Origin of the sequence: Amycolatopsis arida, from assembly GCF_900115565.1 — a bacterium.
Classification (GTDB): domain Bacteria; phylum Actinomycetota; class Actinomycetes; order Mycobacteriales; family Pseudonocardiaceae; genus Yuhushiella; species Yuhushiella arida.
The window spans coordinates 687,376-709,113 of sequence record NZ_FOWW01000002.1; the positions used below are offsets into that span (position 1 = coordinate 687,376).

Consider the following 21,738-nt stretch of genomic DNA (forward strand, 5'->3'; position numbering starts at 1 on the left):
ACCGGGGCGTTGACCGGGGCGTTCACCGGGGCGCGAGGTCCATCCGGGCCACCACGCGCAGCATGCCCGGGGTGAGCCGGGACAGCACCAGCGCCGCCTTGGCCTCCGGAGTGGACGGTGCGATCGGTCGATCGCGCTCCACCGCGCGGAGGATGTCCCTCGCCACCTTCTCCGGTCCGAACCCGCGCCGGGCGTAGAGCCGGGTGACGGCCTTCCGGCGGCGCTCCTCCTCCGCGGGGTCCATCCCGACGAAGCGGCTGGTGCGGGTGATGTCGGTGTGCACGACGCCGGGGCAGACGGCGGTGACGCCGATGTTCTCGTGGTGCAGCTCGGCCCGCAGGCACTCGCTGAGCATCAGCACCGCGGCCTTCGTCGTGGAGTAGGCGGGCAGGATCTTCGACGGGGTGTAGGCGGCCATCGAGGCGATGTTGACGATGTGCCCGCCCTCGCCGCGCTCGACGAGCTGCGCGGCGAAGGCGCGGCAGCCGTGGATCACGCCCCACAGGTTGACGTCGACGACGCGTTCCCAGTCCTCTTCGGTGGTGTCCAGGAAGGACCCGCCCAACCCGATGCCGGCGTTGTTCACCACGATGTCCGGGACGCCGTGCTCGGCGCGGACCCGCTCGGCGAGCGCGGCGACCTGGGCACCGTCGGCGGAGTCCACGGTGTACGCCGCTGCGCTGCGGCCGAGCTCCCGGACACGGGTCGCGGTGCCCTCGGCGGTGTCGCCGCGGATGTCGGTGACCACGACGTCGGCGCCCTGCTCGGCGAAGGCGAGTGCGGTGGCGCGGCCGATGCCGCTGCCCGCGCCGGTGACCACCACCAGTCGGCCGGGGAAGCGTTTGCCGTTCGCCGCGCCGATTCGGGTGCGGTGGAGGGCACGCGACTCCGCGGCGCCCTCGGTGTGCGCGACCAGCTCGGCCGTGGCGCGGGCGACCAGTGCCGGCTTCTCCCTGGTGACCCAGTGGCCGGCGGTGACCGGGCGGACGTGGAGGTTCGGCACCCAGCGGGCGATGCCGGTCTGCAGCGGGGGGCTGACGTAGTGGTCCCGGGACGGGGCGATCACCTGCACGGGGACGTGCGTGGTGCGCGGCGCCGGCCGGCCGAGTCGGGGCAGCATGTTGGCGCGGTAGAGCTGGAGGCCGTGCACGCCGTCGTCGGTGCGGGGTGCCGGCGCTGCGGGCTCGACGGCGGCGAGGACGCGGCGGACGAGGCCGAGGCGCCAGCACAGCTCGGGGACGAGTGGGAGCTGGAAGAAGGCGATGTAGCCGGAGTGCAGGAACTGGCGCAGCGCGTCGCGGAGCTTGCGCGGGTGGGGGCGGAGCTGGGCGCGGAACCAGGCGCCGGCGTAGTCGAGGTCGGGGCCGGAGATCGAGGTGTACGACGCGACGCGGTGCCGCGGCAGGGCGCCGGAGGTGAGGGCGTGCCAGGCCTGGATGGAGCCCCAGTCGTGGGCAAGGAGATGGGCCGGCCGGTCGGGGCTGGCCGACTCGACGACGGCGGCGAGGTCGGCGGCCAGGCGGTCGAGGCGGTAGGCCGCGCGGTCCCTCGGCTTGTCCGACGCGCCGGCGCCACGGACGTCGTAGACCACGACGCGGTGGCGCGTCGCCAGCTCGGCGGCCACGGGGTCCCACATCGACCCGTTGTCGGGATAGCCGTGCACGCACACGACGACCGGACCGTCCTCGGGCCCGGTGACCCGCACCGCCAGACGCACTCCGTCGGGCGCCGTCACCCACGTATGAGACATGTTGTCATGTTAGACATTGTGTCAATAGCGCACTGTTCCCGCTGGTCATCGGGCACTACTGAGGGTGAGTGATGGCTCCCCGGTCCCGCGAACCCATCCGCCGCGCCCCCTCCGGACGATCGGCGGTCCGCCGGTGAGCGCTCAGCGGCGGGCGCGCCGGGTCAGCAGGACGGCGCCCCAGGTCCACACGGTGTCGACGAGCCAGATGAGTGTCCAGACGCGACTGACGTTCAGCAGCCAGTGGCCGCTGGAGTTCCAGATCCACTCGGCCTCGTGCGGACCGCCGAACACGGCCTCGACCGGCCAGGAGTAGCCGAACACCGCCAGCGCCCCCTGCCCGACCACGAACAGCACGCAGTGCCCGACCCAGTTCCGCACGTTCCTGGCATTCCGGGCGTCCCCGCTCTCCGAAGACCGGGTGGGGGTGTCACCGGGTGGGGACTCCGGTTCGCGTGGCAGCGGTTTCGGGTCCTGGTCCGCGGTGTGTTCCGCGGCCGGCTCCGGGGGCTCGACAGGGTACTCCGACACGCCGACCCTGCGGACCGCGACGCGCACGGCCAGTGCGCCGAGCAGCAACAGCGCCGCCGCGCCGAGGCACGCCCACTGCCACCCGTCACGGGCCTGGTACAGCTGGCCGGCCGCGAAGGTGCCCACCGTGGCGCCGAGCAGGGTCGCGCTCTCGTAGATGCCCATCCCGCGCCCGAGGCGCATCGAGTGGACCGGCAACGGCTGGGAGGAGTGGACGGTCGGCGAGCCGATCCCCGGCAAGCTGGCCCAGCTCAGCTACCGGCGCAGCTCCTTCGGCGCCACCCACGGCTACGGCTACGGCAGCAACGCCGGCTGGTCCACCCGCGCCTCGATGGCCACGATCGCCGCGCAGGACCACGGCCAGTTCGATCACGACTACCACCTGTGGAAGACCGACAACGGCCGCCCCTACCTGGACGAGGGCGCCGGCAACCCGTTCTGGATGCGGAACTGGAAGCGCTGCTCCAGCCCGCGCTGCCTCGGCGGGCGCACCACCAGCACCGAGTACTACCTCGCCACGGCGAACGCCACGGCCACCGACCGCAGGGACACCATCTGGCACTGGCGCACCGCGCTGGCCGACGGCCGCGGCGAGCACTGCTACACCGGCAACTCCCACGTCAAGCCGTTGATGCAGATCATCGACAGCGACGGTGGCTTCCACGGCTGGGTCGGCGTCGAGGCGTCGCTGAACCAGACCGTGCCCAGCCAGGGCACCTCCGGCGACGACATCGGCGTCTTCCAGATCAGCCGCTTCTGACGGCGGGGCGCGATCCGCGACCGGCCGCTCTCGACCCCGGCGGCCCGGTGTGGCCGCACCGTCCACTGCCATGAAGGACCTTCCTGGCAGTGGACGCGATCAAGGTGGCCTGCATGGCGTTCCGAGGGACGAGGAGGCACTTGACGGCGCTGGGGCCCGCTGAGATGCTTTGCCATCCTAACGATATGGCGGAAGTCACATTCCGCGATACGGAAGGGTGCGTCTGGCATGGACAACCTCGCCGTCCGCGGCGTCGTCGCGCTGGCTCCCATCCTGGTGATCGGCGTCCTGCTGGTCGGGTTCCGCTGGCCGGCGAAGTACGCGATGCCGGTGGGGTTCGCCGTCGTGGTCGCCACCGCCGCGCTGGCCTGGGAGGTCGACCCGGTGGTGATCGCCGCCTCCGGCATCGAGGGCCTCGTCCTCGCGCTCGGCCTGCTCTACATCGTGTTCGGCGCCCTGCTCCTGCTCGGCACGCTCGGCCGCAGCGGTGCCCTGTCGTCGATCCGTGCCACGTTCACCGACATCAGCCCGGACCGGAGGATCCAGGCGGTCATCATCGGCTGGCTGTTCGGCAGCTTCATCGAGGGCGCGTCGGGCTTCGGCACGCCGGCCGCGGTGGTGGCGCCGCTGCTGCTCGCGCTCGGCTTCCCGGCGATGGCCGCGGTCATGGTCGGCCTCGTCATCCAGAGCACGCCGGTCACCTTCGGCGCGGTCGGCACCCCGATACTCGTCGGCGTCAACGACGGCCTCGCCGGCAGCACCGCCGTGGAGCGGCGGATCTCCGTGCTCGGGGTGGACCTGCCCGAGTACGTCTCCCGCATCGCGCTGGACGCCGCGCTGATGCACGCCATCATCGGCACGCTGATCCCGCTGTTCCTCTGCTGCATGCTCACCGGCTTCTTCGGCGAGCGCCGCCGCTTCGGCGAGGGCCTGCGGGTCTGGCGGTTCGCCCTGTTCGCCGCCCTGGCGATGACCGTGCCCTACCTGGTGGTCGCCGCCCTGCTCGGCCCCGAGTTCCCGGCGCTGCTCGGCGGGCTGGTCGGGCTGGCCATCGTGGTCACCGCCGCCCGGCGCGGCCTGTTCCTGCCCGAGCGGACCTGGGACTTCCCGCCGCGGCACCGCTGGCAGGACCGCTGGACGGGCGACGTCGAGCCGGACGGCGAGGTGACCGGGCAACGCCCTCGTCGGATGCACCCCGCCCGGGCGTGGGCCCCGTACCTGCTGGTGGCCGTGCTGCTCGTGCTCACCAGGGCGGTCGAGCCGGTCAAGGAGTTCCTCACCGGGCTGTCGGTGGACTTCGACGGCATCCTCGGCACCGAGGTCTCGGAGCGCCTGCAGCCGTTCTACCTGCCCGGGTTCATCCTGATCGTCGCCAGCGTGGCCGCCTACGGCCTGCACCGGATGAGCAGGGCGCAGATCGCCGCGTCCTGGCGGATCGCCGGCCGGCAGATCGCCGGGGCGGCCGTCGCGCTGCTGTTCGCGCTTCCGCTGGTGCGGATCTTCATCAACTCCGAGCTCAACGACGCCGGCTTCCCGAGCATGCCGCTGGCGCTGGCCGACGGCGCCGCCACGCTCGCCGGGGACGCGTGGCCGCTGCTGGCACCCTGGATCGGCGCGCTGGGCGCGTTCGTCGCGGGCAGCAACACGGTGAGCAACCTGATGTTCTCGCTGTTCCAGTTCTCCACCGCCGAGCAGATCGGGGTGCCGCCGGAGACCGTGGTGGCCGGGCAGGCGGTCGGCGGCGCCGCCGGCAACATGATCACCGTGCACAACGTCGTGGCCGCCTCGGCCACCGTCGGCCTGCTCGGCCGGGAGGGCGACCTCATCCGGAAGACGGTCTTCCCGATGACGTACTACTGCCTCACCGCCGGCGCGCTGACCTACGTGCTGGCGAACGGGTTCGCACCGAACGCCGGAACGGCCCTGCTGGCGGTGATCGTGGTCGCGCTCGGCATGATCGTGTGGTGGCTGCGCCGGCGCGCGCCGGCGGCGGCAGAATGACGGCATGCTGCCGACCACCCAGCTCGCCCTGCTCCGCCGCATCGCCACCGAACAGTCGACCAACCGCGCGCCGTCCCTGGTCGCCGGCGTCGTCCGGGACGGCGAGCTGGTCTGGTCGGGCAGCCGCGGCTTCCTCGACGGCACCACCGGCGAGACCCCGGACGACGACACCCAGTACCGGCTCGGGTCGATCACCAAGTCCCTGGTCGCCGCGATGGTCCTGCGGCTGCGGGACGAGGGCGGGGTCGACCTGAACGACCCGGTGGGCGAGCACGTGCCGGGCACCGCACTCGGCGACTGCACGGTCGCCCAGCTCCTGGCGCACACCGGCGGGATCACCGCCGAGTCGCCGGGCTCGTGGTGGGAGCGCAGCCCCGGCGGCGACTGGGACGCGCTGGCCGCCACCCTCACCGCGGAGCAGCGCAAGCACCGGCCCGGCCGGCGGTTCCACTACTCCAACGTCGGCTACGGCGTGCTCGGCGAGCTGGTGGCCCGGCACCGCGGCACCGGCTGGCTGGAGGCGCTGCGGGCGGAGGTGCTCGAACCGCTCGGCATGTCCAGGACGAGCCCGCACCCGCGGGGCCGGCACGCGCCCGGCTGGGCGGTGCACCCGTTCGCCGACGTGCTGCTGCCGGAGCCGTCGCCCGACGCCGGCGCGATGGCCCCCGCCGGGCAGCTGTGGTCGACCGTGCGCGACCTCGCCCGCTGGACCGCGTTCGTCGGCGGGCACACCGGCGAGGTGCTGAACCCGGACACCGTCGCGGAGATGCGCGAGGTCATCATCGTGGAGGACGGCCCCCAGTGGACCGCCGGGTACGGGCTCGGCCTCCAACTCGTCCGCGCGGGCGGGCGGATGCTCGCCGGGCACACCGGCTCGATGCCCGGCTTCCTCGCCTGCAACCTGGTCGACACCGGCACCGGGACGGGCGCGCTGGCGATGACCAACACCACGTCCGGGGTGGCGATCCTCGGGCTGGTGGTGGACCTGATCTCGATCGTCGACGACTACGAGCCGAAGCTGCCCGAGGAGTGGCGGCCGAGCGCGGTCGACCCGGCGCTGCTGCCGCTGACCGGGCTCTGGCACTGGGGACCGGCGCCGTTCCACCTGCGGCTGCTGCCCGGCGGCTGGCTGCACCTCGGCCCGGTGAGCGGCAACGGGCGGGCGTCCCGGTTCCAGCCGGCGGGCACCGACGAGTGGGTCGGTCTGGACGGCTACTACGCCGGCGAGACGCTGCGCGTGGTCCGCGCCGCGGACGGCACGCCGAGTCACCTCGACCTGGCGACCTTCGTCTTCACCCGCACCCCGTACGACCCGGCCGCGCCGATCCCCGGCGGGGTGGACGAGGACGGGTGGCGCACCGGATGAGCGCCACGAGCGGCGCACCTGAGAGACTGCGCCCCATGACCGACGCCGCTGAGTTGACCATCCCCGCCGAGCTCAAGCCCGCCGACGGGCGGTTCGGCTGCGGACCGTCGAAGGTCCGCCCCGAGCAGATCGCGAACCTGGCGAAGGACGGTGCCGCGCTGATGGGCACCTCTCACCGGCAGCAGCCGGTGAGGTCCCTGGTCGGCCGGGTGCGCGAGGGGCTGGGCGCGCTGTTCTCCCTGCCCGACGGCTACGAGGTCGTGCTGGGCAACGGTGGCACGACGGCGTTCTGGGACGCGGCGGCGTTCGGCCTGGTCCGGGAGCGGGCCCAGCACTTCACCTACGGGGAGTTCTCCGCGAAGTTCGCCGCGGTGACCGCCGGCGCGCCGTTCCTCGCCGACCCCATCGTGGTGAAGGCCGAGCCGGGCAGCGCGCCGGAGATCACCTACCAGCGGGACGCCGACCTGGTGGGGTGGGCGCACAACGAGACGTCGACCGGGGTGGCCGTTCCGGTGCGCCGGCCGGCCGGCAGCGAGGGCGCGCTGGTGGCCATCGACGCCACGTCCGGCGCCGGCGGTCTCCCGGTGCGCGCCGAGGACTTCGACGTGTACTACTTCGCGCCGCAGAAGTCGTTCGCCTCCGACGGCGGGCTGTGGCTGGCGCTGATGTCGCCCGCGGCGCTCGACCGGGTCACCGAGATCGGTGCGTCCGACCGCTGGGTGCCGGAGTTCCTGTCGCTGAGCACCGCGCTGGACAACTCGCGCAAGAACCAGACCTACAACACGCCCGCGGTGGCGACGCTGTTCCTGCTGGCCGACCAGATCGAGTGGATGCTCGGCAACGGCGGCCTGGACTGGGCCACCCGGCGGACCGCGGAGAGCTCGGCCCGGCTGTACGAGTGGGCGGAGAAGACGAGCTACACCACCCCGTTCGTCCGCGACCCCGAGCTGCGCTCCCAGGTGGTCGGCACGGTCGACTTCGCCGAGGAGGTGGACGCCGCCGCGGTGGCGAAGGTGCTGCGCGCGAACGGGATCGTCGACGTGGAGCCCTACCGCAAGCTCGGCCGCAACCAGCTGCGGGTGGGCCTGTTCCCGGCGATCGACCCGGACGACGTGACCGCGCTGACCCGCTGCGTGGAGTGGGCCGTCGAGCGGCTGGGCTGAGTCCACCCCGGCAACGCCACTCCCAGCGACGGCACACCCAGCGACGGCACACCCGGCGGTGCCGCCGGGCGCGCCGCCCGACCGGGCGACGTCCGCCGTGTCGGCGTGCGTGTTCCCCGCCCCGTCCGTCATGATCACATCGGATGGGTGAAGGCTCGGCGCGCCTCGGACGTCAAGGCGACGCGCCGTCCTAACGTAGACACCCACAAAGGTGAAGTAACCGGGAGGACGGGCATGCGGACGCTACGGGTGGTCGGGCTGCACGAGGACGGCAAGTCCATCGTGTGCGAAGACCCGGCGCGCCGCGAGCGGTTCCTCCTGCCCGCCGACGAGCGTTTGCGCGCGGCCGCCCGCGGTGACGTGACTCGCCTCGGCCAGATCGAAATCGAGCTGGAGAGCCAGATGCGCCCACGCGAGATCCAGGCCCGCATCCGGGCGGGGGAGTCCGTCGAGCAGGTCGCCACGTCGTCCGGGGTGCCGATGCCCCGCGTCGAGCGGTTCGCCTACCCCGTGCTGCTCGAACGGTCCCGTACCGCGGAGCTGGCCCAGCAGGCGCACCCGGTGCGCGAGGACGGCCCCGACGTGCAGACCCTCGGCGAGGTCGTCGCCTACGCGTTCGGCGTGCGTGGCCAGGACTACTCGCAGGCCGAGTGGGACGCCTGGCGCGGCGACGACGGCCGGTGGGTGGTCGCGCTGCGCTGGCGCGCCGGCCGGTCGGACCTGCGCGCGCACTGGTGCTTCTCCCCCGGTGCGCATGGCGGCACCGTGACTCCGCTGGACGAGCACGCCGAGGCGCTGCTCGACCCGCACGCCCAGCGCCCGCGGACACTGCGGGCCATCGGAGGGGCCACTGGAGGGGCCACTGGAGCCCCGGCCTCGGCGCAGCCCACGCTGGAGGAGGGCGCCGAACCCGACGGCGACGGGACGGTGATCGAGGCGCCGCTGCGGGAACCCGCCGAGGACGACACCACCGAGTTCCCGAAGGTGCCGAGCGAGGACCGCGGCACGGCGCCGGAGCAGCCAGGCCGTCCGGTGAAGGGCAGGAAGGGTCACCCGGTGGTGCCCGCGTGGGAGGACGTCCTGCTCGGGGTGCGCTCCCAGCGCGGCTGACCCGCCGGCTCGGCCGGCACCCCACACCGGTCACCGCGCCTCCCCCGCCCGACCACCCCGCCGAGCGTCCGGTGGCGCGCTGTCCGGGTGGACGCTCTCCGGATGGGCACTGTCCGGATGGGCGCTCTTTAGCTGCGCGACCAGGCGCTTCGGCGCGACCTGCCGGTAGGCGTCGGTGATGATCTCGGCGACCTCGGTCCAGTCGACGTCCACGTCGAGCCGCACCCCCAGCCACCCTCGGTACCCCACATAGGGCGGGCGGAAGAACCGCTCCGGGTCCTCGGCCACCATCTCCTCCTGCACCCCCGGCGGTGCGGCGCACCAGAAGCCCAGCCGGTCGTCGTGATGGTGGTCGGCGTACATCACGAACGTCTTCTTGCCGCGGACGAACCACGTCGGCTCGCCGTGGCTGATCCGCTCCGTCGTCTCGGGCAGCGCCAGGCAGACGCGCCGCAGCGCCTCCAGTGGGTCCTCGGCCATGCCGGCATTGTCCCGCGGGGTCCGACAGTTCCGGGGTACGCGACCGATCCCGCTCACCAGGCGATGGTGAGCACCCCGATCCACGACAGCGCGACCCCGGCGGTCGCGCCGAGCACGATCCAGCGCACCACCGGCAGCCCGCGCGCCAACCACAGCGACGGCGCCATGCCCGCGGTGACCACCGCGGTCGCGACGATCGCCACCCACCCGCTGGTCGAGGCGGCCAGGGTGTGCGCCAGCGCGAGCACGGCCACCACGACCACGACGCCGGCGAACCCCGCGACGACCAGCCCGGTGGCCCACGGCGTCGGCTCCGGCGAGCCCGCGGTGCCGCCGGCGGCCGGCGGCACCGTGGAGGGCCGATCGGTCACCGGGTCCCGGTAGCGCACCGGCTGGCCCAGTGCCGTGGCGACCCGAGCGGCCAGCTGCCGGCCACGCCGGGACACCACCGCGGCGGCCTCGACGTCCGGTCCCGCGCCGGACCTGCGCACCGCGGCGGCGACCCGCGCCCACTCGTGCAGCGCCTCAACCAGCTCCCGGTCGAGCCGGCGGCCGGTGGACCGGACCGCGCCGGACAGCACCGCCCGCTCGCCCTGCACCCGCAGCTCCACCGCGCCGGCTCCCGCCCTTCGACCTACCTTTCCGGACAACTTACCCACGCCCGGTCAGCTCGTGGAACGCGATCGCCGCCGCGGTCGCGACGTTGAGCGAGTCCACGCCCGCGGCCATCGGGATCCGCACCGCGACATCGGCGGCGGCCAGCGCCGCCGGGGACAGCCCGGGGCCCTCCGCGCCGAGCAGCAATGCCACCCGGTCCGGTGCGGACCGCCGGAACGCGCGCAGGTCCAGCGCGTCCGGCCGCGGGGTGAGCGCGGCGAGCCGGACGCCGTCCGCGCGCAACCGGTCGAGCCCGCCCGGCCACTCGCGCACCGGCGCGAACGGCACCCGCAGCACGTTGCCCATCGAGACCCGCACGCTGCGCCGGTAGAGCGGGTCGGAGCAGCCGGGCCCGAGCAGCACCCCGCCCACACCGAGCGCGGCGGCGTTGCGGAACAGCGCGCCGAGGTTCTCGTGGTCGCCGACGCCTTCGAGCACGGCGAGCACCCGCGCGCCCGCGGCCACCTGGTCGGCGGTGAGCGGTTCCGGCCGGCCGGCCACCGCCAGCACGCCCCGGTTGAGGTGGAAGCCCACGACCCGCGCCATCGTGTCGGCCGAGGTGACGTAGGCGGGCACCGCCATGTCGGCCAGGTCGGCGGCGAGCTCGTCGATGCGCCGCCGCACGCCCAGCACCGCCCGGACCGGGTAGCGCGAGGCCAGCAGCCGGCGCACCACCACGGTGCCCTCGGCGATCACCAGTCCCCGCCCGCCCGGCCGATCGGGCCGGCGGTCGGCCGTGGTCAGGTCGCGAAAGTCGGTCAGCCGCGGGTCGCCGGCGTCGTCGGTGAAGATCAGCTCGGCCACGCGACGAGTCTGCCACCCGCCCTGCCCGCCGCCACACGGGTCGGCATTGCTCAGAGTTAGGTGCGAGTGACACAGAGCACCAGTTTGGCCGCTAGCCCCATGGGCATCACTGTGTAACCGTTGTCCGCCGGGCAACGCAGCGCCAAGGCCCTCCGGTGAGCCGAGGCCGACGAGAAGCGGGGATGCGCCGTGGGCAAAGACGTGTCGTCGTCGGATCCGATCGAGCCGCGGGACCGAGGCCGGTACCGCCGCAAGGTGCAGCGCTGCCTGGACACGCTGGCCAGGATGCTGGCCGATGGCAGCTTCTCCTTCCCGCGCAAGCACATCGGCCTCGAGCTGGAGCTGAACCTCGTCGACACGTCGATGCGCCCGTCGATGACCAACGCGATCGTGCTGGAGGCGCTGGACAACCCGTCGTTCACCACCGAGCTCAGCCAGCACAACATCGAACTGAACGTGCCACCCCGGCCGCTGGACGGCGACTCCGCGCTCGAGCTGGAACGGGAGCTGCACCGTTACCTGGACGAGGCCGGCGCCAAGGCGCGGGAGACCGGTTCGACGCTGGCGATGATCGGCATCCTGCCGACGCTCACCGAGGACCACTTCGACCAGAAGTGGCTGACCAACAGCGCCCGCTACTCCCTGCTCAACGACCAGATCTTCGCCGCCCGCGGCGAGCAGACCGTGCTGTCCATGGAGGGCACGGCACTGCCGGGGCGCAAGCCCGAGCGGTTGCGCGCGCTCGCCGAGTCGATCCTGCCGGAGGCGGCGTGCACCTCCGTGCAGCTGCACCTGCAGGTGGCGCCCGAGGAGTTCGCCCCACACTGGAACGCCGCGCAGTGCCTGGCCGGCGTGCAGGTGGCGCTGGGCGCGAACTCGCCGTTCCTGCTGCGCAGGGCGCTGTGGCACGAGACCCGCATCCCGCTGTTCCTGCAGGCCACCGACACCCGGCCCGAGGAGCTGAAGAACCAGGGGGTGCGGCCACGGGTGTGGTTCGGCGAGCGGTGGATCACCTCGATCTTCGACCTGTTCGAGGAGAACGTCCGGTACTTCCCCGGGCTGCTGCCGGAGACCGACTCGGAGGACCCGATCGAGGCGCTGGACGCCGGCAAGGCGCCGAAGCTCACCGAGCTGCGGCTGCACAACGGCACGGTGTGGCGGTGGAACCGGCCGGTGTACGACGTGGTGGACGACCAGCCGCACCTGCGGGTGGAGAACCGGGTGCTGCCGGCCGGCCCGACCGTGGTGGACATCATGGCCAACGCGGCGTTCTTCTACGGCGCGCAGCGCGCGCTGGCCGATGCCGAACGTCCGTTGTGGACACAGATGTCGTTCCAGGCGGCCGAGGAGAACCTCTACGCCGGCGCGCGCAACGGGTTCGACGCGCAGCTCTACTGGCCGGGCATCGGCTGGATCCCGCCGGACGAGCTGGTGCTGCGGGTGCTGCTGCCGCTCGCCCACGAGGGACTCCGGCAGTCCGATGTGTCCGACGCGGCGCGCGAGCGCTACCTCGGGGTCATCGAGCAGCGCTGCCTCACCAAGCGCACCGGCGCGGCCTGGCAGCGCGAGGTGGTGGCCGCGGAGGAGGACCGCGGCGCCGACCGGGAGGCCGCGCTCACCCGGATGCTCGCCCGCTACCTCGAGCTGTCCCGCACCGGCGACCCGGTCCACACCTGGCCACTCGACTGACGCGAGATCGACGTTCGGTACCGCGAGTTCCACGCTCGGCGTGCCCTGCCGGCCCCTCCGGGGACGCGCTCGACATCCCGAACGTGGATCTCGTCGTCTCGAGCGTAGATTTCGTGGTCTCGGACGTAGATCTCGCGAGGGGTGCGCACATGCCGAAGATCATCGGCGGCTCGCTGGCCGGACACCGGGAGGAGGTGCGCGCGCGGGTGTTCGCCGCGCTGCGGCGCCAGCTCTACGAGCGCGGGTTCGACGCGGTGACACTGGCCGGCGTGGCGGCCGAGGCGGGGGTGGGCCGCACCGCGATCTACAACCACTTCACCGACAAGGAACACCTGCTGGTGGCGTTCGTGGAGGAGGAGGCCGACCGGTACGTGCGGCGGCTGCGGGAGGCGGTGGCGGCGGTCGGCGACCCGGTGGAACGGCTGGCGACGTTCGTCCGGCTGCAGCTGCGCGCGCTCGCCGAGCACCACCTGCCCCCCGGCGGCGCGCTGGCCGGCACGCTCGCGCCGGCCGCCTACCAGCGGGTGGCCGCGCACGGCGACCCGATCGCCGAGCAGCTACGGGAGATCGTCGTCGCCGCCATCAGGGCAGGGCGGATCGAGCCGGAGGACCCGGACGTCCTGGTACCGATGATCACCGCGGCGTTGGCCGTCCGGCAGGTCGTCGACGTGCCACCCGACCGGCTCGACCAGGTGGTGGAGGCCGCGGTGCGGTTCGTGCTCCGCGCCGTCGGGGTGAAATCCTCGAATTAGGGTAGCCTTACTCAAGGATCTGGCCTACGCTCTTTCTGACAGGCTGTCATATCCACGGCAGGTCAGGGAGGCGGCGCAATGGCGGCACCCACGACGAACCCGGCACTCGACCAGGTCCCGTTCTCCCAGGCGTTGCGGGAGTCGACCCGCGAGGCGCACGACCGGGCCCACCACTCGGCGTACATGGAGGCCCTGCTCGCCGGGTCGCTCACCCTCGCCGAGTACGCCCGGCTGGCCACCCAGTACTACTTCATCTACGAGGCGATTGAGCGGGCCAGCGACGCGATGGTCGACGACCCGGTCGGCGGGCCGTTCGTCATCGACGAGCTGCGCCGGCTGCCCGCGCTCACCCGCGACCTGGAGTTCCTGCTCGGCCCCGACTGGCGGGCCGAGCTGCGCCCGGTGCCGGCCACCGAGGAGTACGTGCGGCGGATCCAGGCCGCGGCGTTCGACTGGCCCGGCGGGTACGTGGCGCACCACTACACGCGCTATCTCGGCGACCTCGCCGGTGGCCAGGTCGTCCGGTCGCTGCTCGCCCGCACGTACGGCATCACCGGACCGGGTGCCCTGTTCTACGACTTCGGCGCGCTCGGCAGCCCGTCCGCGTTCCGCAGGCGCTACCGGTCGCGACTGGACAACGCCGACTGGGACGCCGCCGAGCGGGTGCGGATCGTGGCCGAGGTGCTGCTGGCGTTCGAGCTGAACATCGCGGTGCTCGCCGACCTCGCGGCCACACTGGACGGCCGATCGGGTGTGGGGCGGCTTACACCGCGTTGACTTCGACCAAGCTCCAACTTGCAGGATGATCATGTGACACCGGGCCGATCCTCGCCGGACTTACGGAAGACCTCATTCGGTTTTTCGGCTCGGCGAAATCTCTCCCGGGTTCGCCCGGGTGTGCCGGTGCGACTAAGTTTGGTCCCGCAAGACTTGCGTCGAAAAAGAGGGAAGGCTGATGGCCCGCTACGAGCTTCCGGATCTCGACTACGACTACGGCGCGCTCGCCCCGCACATTTCGGGGGAGATCAACGAGCTGCACCACAGCAAGCACCACGCGACCTACGTGAAGGGCGCGAACGACACGCTGGAGAAGCTCGCCGCCGCGCGTGACGCGAACGACTTCGGCAGCATCGTCGGCCTGGAGACCACGCTGGCCTTCAACCTGGCCGGGCACGCCAACCACGTGGTCTGGTGGAAGATCCTCTCGCCCAACGGCGGGGACAAGCCGACCGGTGAGCTGGCGGCCGCGATCGACGAGGCGTTCGGCTCCTTCGACAAGTTCAAGGCGCAGTTCACCGCGGTCGCGACGACCATCCAGGGCAACGGCTGGGCGGCGCTGTCCTGGGACCCGATCGGCAGGACGCTGATCACCCAGCAGCTGCGCGACCACCACAACAACCTGATCCTGCCGACCACCCCGATCCTGCTGGTGGACGTCTGGGAGCACGCGTTCTACCTGGACTACAAGAACGTCAAGGCGGACTACGTCAAGGCGCTGTGGAACGTCTTCAACTGGGACGAGGTCGCCAAGCGCTTCGACAACGCCCGGTCGGGCGGCAACGGCCTGCTGCTGTCCTGACTCCTCGTGCCGTCGATCGGGGCCTCCCACCGCGGGAGGCCCCGATTTTTCGTGTTGACCTCCAGTTCGCTGGAGGTGGCATGGTCGGGGGATGGACGTGGACGCCTACCTCGCGCGCATCGGCGCGACCCGACCCGCGGCGCCCGACGCGGCGGCGCTGCGCGAGCTGCACGCCCGGCACCTGGAGTCGGTGCCGTTCGAGAACCTGAGCATCCACCTCGGCGAGCCGATCGTGCTGGAGTCAGAGGCGCTGGTGGACAAGATCGTGCGCCGGCGCCGGGGCGGCTTCTGCTACGAGCTGAACGGCGCGTTCGCGGAGCTGCTGCGGGCGCTGGGGTTCCGGGTGACGCTGCTCGCCGCACGGGCGTACGGCGACGAGGGGTGGGGGCCGCCCTTCGACCACCTGGCGTTGCGGGTGGACCTGGCGGAGCCGTGGCTGGTGGACGTCGGGTTCGGCCGGCACGCGCGGTACCCGTTGCGGATGACGGCCGTCGAGTCGCAGCACGACCCGGAGGGTGAGTTCCTGGTGCTGGACGCGCCGGGCGGGGACCTGGAGGTGCGCCGCGACGGGCGACCGGTGTGCCTGCTGGAGGCGCGGCCGCGGGAGCTGGCGGACTTCCGGCCGACGTGCTGGTACCACGCGACGTCGCCGGAGTCGCACTTCACGCGGCGCCTCACGTGCTCGCTGCCGGTGCCCGGCGGCCGGGTGACGCTGTCGGGAGACCGGCTGATCGAGACCACCGGCGACGCGCGCACCGAGCGCACCCTGTCCCCGGACGAGATCCTGCCGGCGTACCGGAAGCACTTCGGCATCGAACTGGACCGTGTCCCCGAGCTCCGACCTCGGGCCTGAGCGCGGGCTGGGAGCCGGCCGTCGAGATTCCCCGGGTTCAGCCGACCGAACCAGGACGGCGGGTGCGAGTGGTGCCACCTCGTCCGGGTGAAGTTGAGACCCAGGTGCCCTGTCGGTCGCGCCTGCCCCGGCGAGTTGTCCACAGATTTCCGCATCCCCTTCCGGAGGCCCACCCTCGGGATACGCTGGAAATCGGGGGACGATCCCCGGGTTGGTGGTGGCCCCCTGGGAGGGTGGGCTCTGCCCGGGCCGCTCTGCTCCAACCCGGTGACAGTCCAGCCCGGTGACAGTCCAGCCCGGTGACAGTGCAGCCGGTGACAGTGCAGCCGGTGACAGTACGGGAAGGGAACTGGACGAGGCGGGCGTCTTTCGAAACCGACGGCCGACCCGCGTCGTGATGAGCATGGACGAGGAACGCGTCGGGATCGGCGGTCACGTGCGTGCCGCTCGCACACCGTGGTTCCCGCGCTGCGGCGCGAGTTCGCGGCCTACCGGCTGCCACCCGTCGAGGGCGCACCGCCGCGCCCGGTGCCCGAGTTGACCGCCGCCGTGGCGCGAGCCTCGCGGTTACGGCACTCGGCGACGCTGGACACCCTCGGTGCCGAGCTGCCCGGCCTGCTCGCCGAGCTGCGCGCGGCCACCCACCACCAGACCGGCCACGACCGGGAGCGGGTGTTCTGACTCCTCGCCGAGGCCCACGTCGCCGCTGCAGACCCGCTACCACCCCCAGGTGCGCGAGACCGTGGTGACGCTCGCGGAGCAGGACCGCCACCGGGACGGCACCCTCGCCGGCTTCGCCCGGTGGGCGGGCATCCGCATCTGATCGAGCCCCGACAGCCCTCGGTGCCATCAAGTGAACGGGGCCCCGCATCGGTTGCCGATGCGGGGCCCCGTCCGTTCCCGAACTGACTGCCGCTCCCACCACGAAGCGGACAGGTATTAAGTTAGCCTAACCTCAGTTGGAGCGCAAGGCCGCCTCACCCTTCTGAGCTAGGGGCCCGCAGGACGCGGAGCTGGCCGCGCGGCCGCCGGGCCAGCCGAACACCACCTCGCCGGGCCAGGACCACCGCGCACACCACCACGGCCAGCGCCGAGAGCGCACCCCCGATGTAGAACGGCGACCGGCCGCCGAACAGGTCGGCCATCCACCCGGTCATCGGCCCGCCGATCGGGTTGCCACCGATCAGCACCAGCACGTACAGCCCCATCACCCTGCCCCGCATCTCCGGGCTCACCGCGGTCTGCACCAGCGCGTTGGCCGTGTTCAGGAACGTGATCGTGGCGAACCCCAGCGGCACCAGCGCGATCCCGAACGCCAGGTAGGTCGGCATGAACGCGGTCACGAACTCGAGCGCGCCGAGCCCGAACCCGGACACCAGCAACACCCGCAGCCGCGGCCGCCCGCGCGACCCTCGCCGCGCCGCCATCAACGCGCCGGTGAACGTTCCCACCGCGAGCATCGTGGACAGCAACCCGTACCCGTCCGCCCTGGTGCCGAACACGTTCCCGGCCACGATCGCCAGCGACGTGAAGAACGTGATCCCGAACGTGCTCACGAAGAAGACCAGCACCATCAGCACCGACAGGTCCGCTCGGCACCGCACGTACCGCAGTCCCTCGCGCAGCTGCCCCTTGGCCCGTCCCACCGCGGGCGCCCGGAACAACCGCTCCGGGTCCATCAGCGCGAGCCCGACCAGCACCGCCACCGTGCTCGCCGCGTTGGCCAGGAACAGCCAGCCGGTGCCCACCCAGGTGATCACGAACCCGGCCACCGCCGGCCCGACGATGCGCGCCATGTTGAAGATCGACGAGTTGAGCGCGACCGCGTTGGCCACCTGGTCCCTGCCGACCATCTCCGCCACGAACGACTGTCGCGTGGGCACCTCCAACGCGGACAGACAGCCGAGCGCGAAGCACAGCAGGTAGACGTGCCACAGGGTGACCACGCCGGTGACGTCGAGCAGCCCCAGCACCACCGCCTGCCCGGCCACCCCGCTCTGGATGGCGATCAGCAGCCGCCGCTTGTCCACCCGGTCGGCGAGCACCCCCGCCCACAGCGACAGCAGCAGGGTCGGGGTGAACTGCAACGCCACCGCGACGCCGAGTGCCACCGGGTCGTAGCCGCTGAGCGTGAACACCAGCCAGTCCTGGGCGATCCGCTGCATCCAGGTGCCGATGTTCGAGACGACCTGGCCGGAGAAGAACAGCCGGTAGTTGCGCACCCGCAGCGAGGAGAACATGCCGCGCCGGGTCGTCGCACCGGTGTCGCGGGCAGGCTCGGCCGGGGGTGCCGGTGTCCGGGTTGCGGTCGGTCGTGGTGTCCCTCTCGCGTCGCTGCCCGGTTTCGTCGGCATCCCCCGTTACCGCCTCCTCGTCAGCTCTCCGCCATCCGGTCGATGATCTCCGCGGCGCGGGAGAGCACCGCGCGCTCGTCGTCGGTCAGCTCCGCCAACCGCTTGTCCAACCACGCCTCGCGCGCGGAGATCGTGGCGTGGATGTAGTCCAGCCCCCGCCCGGACAGCTCCACGATGGCCTGCCGGCCGTCGGTGGGATGCGGCCGCCGCTCCACGTACCCCAGCTCCTCGAGCGCGGCGATCACCCGCGTCATCGACGGCGGCTGCACGCCCTCCTTCGCAGCGAGCTGCCCCGGCGTCATCGCCCCACATTTGTGCAATGTGGACATCGCCGAGATCTGCGTCAACGAGACGTCCGAGCTGGTGCGCTGTGCCCGCAACCGGCGGTTGAGCCGCACCACGGCGAGCCGCAACCGGCTCGCCAGCGATCGCTCGTGCGCACAGTCGGACACATCGTTAGCATAACTTACGATCTGCCATCCTCGCGGGTGAACTTCACCACCGCTCGAGCTCGGTTCGAGTCAAGATCCACGAAGCCGCGTGAACCCGATTCCCGCCAGTCGCGGACAACAGGGTGTACGACCCCAGTCGAAAGGTGGTCAATGAACCCGTCCGAACCCGACGACGACGCGGCGGTGATCGCGCAGTCGCTGCGCGATCCCGACCGTTTCGCCGTCCTCTTCGACCGGCACGGCCCGCACATCCAGCGTTACCTGGTGCGCAGGCTGGGCCGGGACACCGCCGACGACCTGCTGGCGGAGACCTTCCTCACGGCGTTCGCCAAGCGGCGGCAGTACGACCCACGCCGACCGCACGCCCGGCCGTGGCTCTACGGCATCGCCACCAACCTTGTCAGCCGGCACCGGCGGGCCGAGGCCCGCGAGGGCACGCTGCTCGGCACGCTGACCGCCGTCGGGCACGAGGACGGCCACGCCGACCGGGTGGCCGCGCGGGTCACCGCCGAGGCGATGGGCCGGCTGCTCGGCACCGCGCTGGCCGAGCTGGCCGACGGTGACCGCGACGTCCTGCTGCTCATCGCCTGGGAGGGGCTCGCCTACGACGAGGTCGCCGAGGCGCTGGACATCCCGATCGGCACCGTCCGCTCCCGACTCAACCGCGCCCGCCGCAAGGTCCGGCAGGCCCTCGACACCCCGCACCCCACCACCCTCCGGGAAGGAGTTCACCACCATGGATGAGCTGCAGCTGGTTCGCGAGCTGACCAAGGACACCCCGCTGCCCGAGCCCACCGAGATCGCCCCGGCCCGGGAACGGCTGCTCGCCGCGGCCAGCGCCGAGGCCCGCGACGAGCTGGCCCCGCGCCGGCGGTTCACCCGGCTCGGCCTGGTCGGCGCGGGCGTCGCCGCCGCGGCGGTGGCCGCCGTGGCGATCATCAGCCCGTTCGGCGGGTCGGCACCGAGCGCGCACGCCGAGGCCGTCCGGGTGCTGCACCAGGCCGCCGACGCCGCCCGCACCCTGCCCGCGGTCGACCCGCGACCCGACCAGTTCCTCTTCATCAAGGAGCGGTACCCGACGACGGTGTCCGAGGAGTGGCTGTCGGTCGACGGCACCCGGGACGGCCTGATCCGCCGGGACGGCGAGGAGATTCGATGGCCGGGCTGCCGGGACGGGCGGCGGGAGATGGTCAAGGGCGACGAGGTGCTCGGCACCGAGGAATGCGAGCCGCAGCCGGCGGTGCGCACCGACCTGCCCACCGACGCCGACGCCATGTACCGCTACCTCACCGAGGGCCGGGACGACGTCAACGCGATCGCCAAGGAGGCGAACGTCGTCCTCCAGGAGGCGGCGACCAGCCCCGAGGCGCGTGCCGCGGTGTTCGAGGCACTGGCGAAGGTGGACGGCGTCGAGCTGGTGGACGGCGTCAGGGACGCCGCGGGCCGCACGGGGGTCGGGGTCGCCTGGGCCCACGCCGGTGAGCCGGCGGCCGTGAAGTTGATCTTCGACCCGGAGACGCACGCCTACCTCGGCTCGCCGGAGACCAGCCTGGTCGAGCTGGCCCTGGTCGACGAGGTCGGCCAGCGTCCCTGAGTGCGGACAGGGTGGGGCGGGCGTGCTCGGGGGCGCCCGCCCCACCGACGTGTCAGCCGAGCAGTGACTCCAGCGGGCCCACCACGAAGTACGCGACGAACGCCACCGCGACCGCCCACATCAGCGGGTGCACCTGCCGGGCCCGCCCGGTCGCCAGCCGAATCAGCACGTAGCTGATGAAGCCGACGCCGATGCCGTTGGCGATCGAGAAGGTGAACGGCATGACGATGATGGTCAGGAACGCCGGAAGGGCGATCGAGAAGTCGGCGAAGTCGATCTCGGTGATCTGCCGGATCATCAGCGCCCCGACCACCACCAGCGCCGGCGCGGCGGCCTCCACCGGCACCACCTCGTACAGCGGGGTGAAGAACATCGCCGCCAGGAACAGCAGGCCGGTGACCACGTTCGCCAGCCCGGTCCGCGCGCCCTCGGCGATCCCGGCCGCCGACTCGATGTACACCGTGTTGGAGCTGGCCGAGGCCGCCCCACCGGCGACCGCGCCGACCCCGTCGACGAACAGCGTCCTGCCGACGTTCGGCAGCTGGCCGTCCCTGCCGATCAGCCCGGCCTCCTTGCCCAGTCCGGTCATCGTGCCGATGGTGTCGAAGAAGTCGGTGAGCACCAGGGTGAACACGAGCAGCGCCGCGGTGATCGCCGGCACCTGCGTCCACGCGTCGAACGACACCTGCCCGAGCAGCGAGAGGTCGGGCAGGTCGGCCACGTCGTCGGGCAGCGCCGGGTAACCGAGGTTCCAGCCGCGCGGGTTCACCCCCTGCGAGGGGCCGACCCCGACGATCGCCTCGACCACGATCGACAGGACCGTGGTGGCCAGCACCCCGATGAGGATCGCGCCCTTGACGTTCCGCGCGACCAGTACGGCCATGATGATCAGCCCGGCGACGAACACCGCCGTGGGCCACGAGGCGATGGAGCCGTTGATCCCGAGGCTGACCGGCACGGTCGTGTTCGCCGCGTCCGGCACCCGCCGGACGAACCCGGCGTCGACGAGGCCGATCAGCGCGATGAACAGTCCGATGCCCACCGCGATCGCCGCCTTGAGCTGGGGTGGCACCGCGTTGAACACCATCGTGCGTACCCCGGTGACCACGAGGATCAGCACCACGATCCCGTTGACCAGCACCAGGCCCATCGCCGCGGGCCAGGTCATCTGCGGGGCGATGGTCACCGCCACCAGCGCGTTGATGCCCAGCCCGGCGGCCATCGCGAACGGGTAGTTCGCGACGACTCCCATGAGGATGGTCATCACCCCGGCGACCAGCGCGGTGACCGCGGCCACCTGGCCGACCGGGAGGATGTCGCCCAGCGCGTCCCGCTTGGCGCCGGTGTCGTCGGCCGAGAAGCTGCCGAGGATCAGCGGGTTGAGCACGACGATGTAGGCCATGGTCACGAACGTGACCAGCCCGCCGCGCACCTCCCTGGACACGCTCGACCCGCGCTCGCTGATCCGGAAGTACCGGTCGATCCCGCTCCGCTCACCGGTCCGCTCCGCCATCGTCACCCGCCTTCTCGCTCCTCGCTTCGGCCGGGGGTAGCCTCCCTGACGTGGTCGAACCGAGCAACGACGGGTCCGGATCGGACGGGCTGCGGCCCCCGCCGCCACTGCCGAGGTCGCTGCTCGACATGTGGCCGGTGGTGGTCGTCGGCACCGCGGTGTGGTTCGCCGCGTTCGTGGTGCTGCTGCTCGTCGGCGTCGACGGCGTGTGGCGGTGGACCGCACTGGCCGGCGGAGCGCTCGGGGTGATCGGGATGGGCGTCCTGGCCTGGCAGGGCGCCGCCGCCCGGCGCGGCTCCCGCGGCGCCCAGGACGGCCTGTAGCCCCACCCCA

Annotated in this window: 21 protein-coding genes and 1 pseudogene; 14 read left to right on the forward strand and 8 right to left on the reverse strand. The window is 72.4% G+C overall.

The genetic code is table 11. From position 1 onward, the window contains the following. Nucleotides 1-22: 22 nt before the first annotated feature. Together BM051_RS08025 and BM051_RS08030 are read right to left on the reverse strand one after the other, a co-directional pair. On the reverse strand, nt 23-1,750 hold the full coding sequence (locus BM051_RS08025; protein WP_243859225.1) for an SDR family oxidoreductase: 1,728 nt from the start codon (nt 1,748-1,750) through the stop codon (nt 23-25). 141 nt (nt 1,751-1,891) lie between these two features. Then, nucleotides 1,892-2,461: an MFS transporter gene (locus BM051_RS08030; protein ID WP_134045891.1), complete on the reverse strand. Its 570-nt coding sequence runs from the start codon at nt 2,459-2,461 to the stop codon at nt 1,892-1,894. On the opposite strand from BM051_RS08030, the gene BM051_RS08035 reads away from it, so the two are divergent. From BM051_RS08035 to sepH, 5 genes are all read left to right on the forward strand, one after another. Continuing rightward, nucleotides 2,436-3,038, forward strand: coding sequence for a hypothetical protein (locus tag BM051_RS08035; RefSeq protein ID WP_092529363.1), 603 nt, complete (start codon nt 2,436-2,438; stop codon nt 3,036-3,038). The two genes, BM051_RS08030 and BM051_RS08035, sit on opposite strands and share 26 nt — an antisense overlap. Nucleotides 3,039-3,266: 228 nt before the next feature. Then, nucleotides 3,267-5,039, forward strand: coding sequence for an L-lactate permease (locus BM051_RS08040; RefSeq protein ID WP_092529364.1), 1,773 nt, complete (start codon nt 3,267-3,269; stop codon nt 5,037-5,039). A 4-nt stretch (nt 5,040-5,043) separates the two neighbouring features. Beyond that, complete coding sequence (locus BM051_RS08045; protein WP_092529365.1) at nt 5,044-6,405, forward strand: serine hydrolase domain-containing protein; 1,362 nt, start codon at nt 5,044-5,046, stop codon at nt 6,403-6,405. Between the two features lie 35 nt (nt 6,406-6,440). Then, complete coding sequence (gene serC / locus BM051_RS08050; RefSeq protein ID WP_092529366.1) at nt 6,441-7,568, forward strand: phosphoserine transaminase; 1,128 nt, start codon at nt 6,441-6,443, stop codon at nt 7,566-7,568. Nucleotides 7,569-7,802: 234 nt separating this feature from the next. Continuing rightward, nucleotides 7,803-8,678, forward strand: coding sequence for a septation protein SepH (sepH, locus tag BM051_RS08055; RefSeq protein ID WP_092529367.1), 876 nt, complete (start codon nt 7,803-7,805; stop codon nt 8,676-8,678). A gap of 129 nt (nt 8,679-8,807) precedes the next feature. Here the strand turns inward: sepH and BM051_RS08060 are convergent. The 3 genes and pseudogenes from BM051_RS08060 to BM051_RS08070 all read right to left on the reverse strand — a co-directional run. Continuing rightward, a pseudogene (locus BM051_RS08060) lies at nt 8,808-9,158 on the reverse strand (MmcQ/YjbR family DNA-binding protein); the annotation flags it as partial. 53 nt (nt 9,159-9,211) lie between these two features. Next, a complete protein-coding gene (locus BM051_RS08065; protein WP_092529369.1) occupies nt 9,212-9,769 on the reverse strand; it encodes a DUF2537 domain-containing protein in 558 nt (185 codons plus the stop codon). 40 nt (nt 9,770-9,809) lie between these two features. After that, the gene (locus tag BM051_RS08070; protein ID WP_092529370.1) at nt 9,810-10,619 is read right to left on the reverse strand and encodes a TrmH family RNA methyltransferase; all 810 of its coding nucleotides are present in this window, start codon (nt 10,617-10,619) and stop codon (nt 9,810-9,812) included. 189 nt (nt 10,620-10,808) lie between these two features. On the opposite strand from BM051_RS08070, the gene BM051_RS08075 reads away from it, so the two are divergent. The 6 genes from BM051_RS08075 to BM051_RS08100 all read left to right on the forward strand — a co-directional run bounded on the left by BM051_RS08075 (nt 10,809) and on the right by BM051_RS08100 (nt 16,173). Beyond that, nucleotides 10,809-12,308 (forward strand): glutamate-cysteine ligase family protein, encoded by a 1,500-nt coding sequence (locus BM051_RS08075; protein ID WP_092529371.1) that lies wholly within the window; start codon nt 10,809-10,811, stop codon nt 12,306-12,308. A 149-nt stretch (nt 12,309-12,457) separates the two neighbouring features. Then, the gene (locus tag BM051_RS08080; protein WP_092529372.1) at nt 12,458-13,060 is read left to right on the forward strand and encodes a TetR/AcrR family transcriptional regulator; all 603 of its coding nucleotides are present in this window, start codon (nt 12,458-12,460) and stop codon (nt 13,058-13,060) included. 78 nt (nt 13,061-13,138) lie between these two features. Beyond that, nucleotides 13,139-13,837, forward strand: a complete 699-nt coding sequence (locus tag BM051_RS08085) for a biliverdin-producing heme oxygenase (RefSeq protein ID WP_092529373.1) — start codon at nt 13,139-13,141, stop codon at nt 13,835-13,837. 178 nt (nt 13,838-14,015) lie between these two features. After that, nucleotides 14,016-14,639: a superoxide dismutase gene (locus BM051_RS08090; protein ID WP_092529374.1), complete on the forward strand. Its 624-nt coding sequence runs from the start codon at nt 14,016-14,018 to the stop codon at nt 14,637-14,639. Nucleotides 14,640-14,730: 91 nt separating this feature from the next. Beyond that, on the forward strand, nt 14,731-15,492 hold the full coding sequence (locus tag BM051_RS08095) for an arylamine N-acetyltransferase family protein (protein WP_092529375.1): 762 nt from the start codon (nt 14,731-14,733) through the stop codon (nt 15,490-15,492). Nucleotides 15,493-15,948: 456 nt separating this feature from the next. Then, on the forward strand, nt 15,949-16,173 hold the full coding sequence (locus BM051_RS08100; RefSeq protein ID WP_092529376.1) for a hypothetical protein: 225 nt from the start codon (nt 15,949-15,951) through the stop codon (nt 16,171-16,173). 296 nt (nt 16,174-16,469) lie between these two features. On the opposite strand, the gene BM051_RS08105 is transcribed toward BM051_RS08100, so the two are convergent. Further along, nucleotides 16,470-17,732: an MFS transporter gene (locus BM051_RS08105; RefSeq protein ID WP_092529377.1), complete on the reverse strand. Its 1,263-nt coding sequence runs from the start codon at nt 17,730-17,732 to the stop codon at nt 16,470-16,472. 134 nt (nt 17,733-17,866) lie between these two features. Beyond that, nucleotides 17,867-18,298: a MarR family winged helix-turn-helix transcriptional regulator gene (locus BM051_RS08110; RefSeq protein ID WP_092529378.1), complete on the reverse strand. Its 432-nt coding sequence runs from the start codon at nt 18,296-18,298 to the stop codon at nt 17,867-17,869. A 150-nt stretch (nt 18,299-18,448) separates the two neighbouring features. Between BM051_RS08110 and BM051_RS08115 the strand changes: the two genes are divergently transcribed. Both BM051_RS08115 and BM051_RS08120 read left to right on the forward strand, forming a co-directional pair. Further along, nucleotides 18,449-19,042 (forward strand): RNA polymerase sigma factor, encoded by a 594-nt coding sequence (locus BM051_RS08115; protein ID WP_092529379.1) that lies wholly within the window; start codon nt 18,449-18,451, stop codon nt 19,040-19,042. After that, the gene (locus tag BM051_RS08120; RefSeq protein ID WP_092529380.1) at nt 19,035-19,892 is read left to right on the forward strand and encodes a CU044_5270 family protein; all 858 of its coding nucleotides are present in this window, start codon (nt 19,035-19,037) and stop codon (nt 19,890-19,892) included. The genes BM051_RS08115 and BM051_RS08120 overlap by 8 nt, the downstream gene beginning before the upstream one ends. Nucleotides 19,893-19,944: 52 nt before the next feature. Here BM051_RS08120 and BM051_RS08125 read toward each other — a convergent pair whose 3' ends face one another. After that, nucleotides 19,945-21,405 carry an NCS2 family permease gene (locus tag BM051_RS08125; RefSeq protein WP_092529381.1) on the reverse strand — a complete coding sequence of 487 codons (1,461 nt, stop codon included), beginning with the start codon at nt 21,403-21,405 and terminating at the stop codon, nt 19,945-19,947. A gap of 50 nt (nt 21,406-21,455) precedes the next feature. On the opposite strand from BM051_RS08125, the gene BM051_RS08130 reads away from it, so the two are divergent. Continuing rightward, entirely contained in the window at nt 21,456-21,728 is a 273-nt protein-coding gene (locus BM051_RS08130) for a DUF2530 domain-containing protein (protein ID WP_424923223.1), read from the forward strand. The last annotated feature ends 10 nt before the right edge of the window (nt 21,729-21,738 follow it).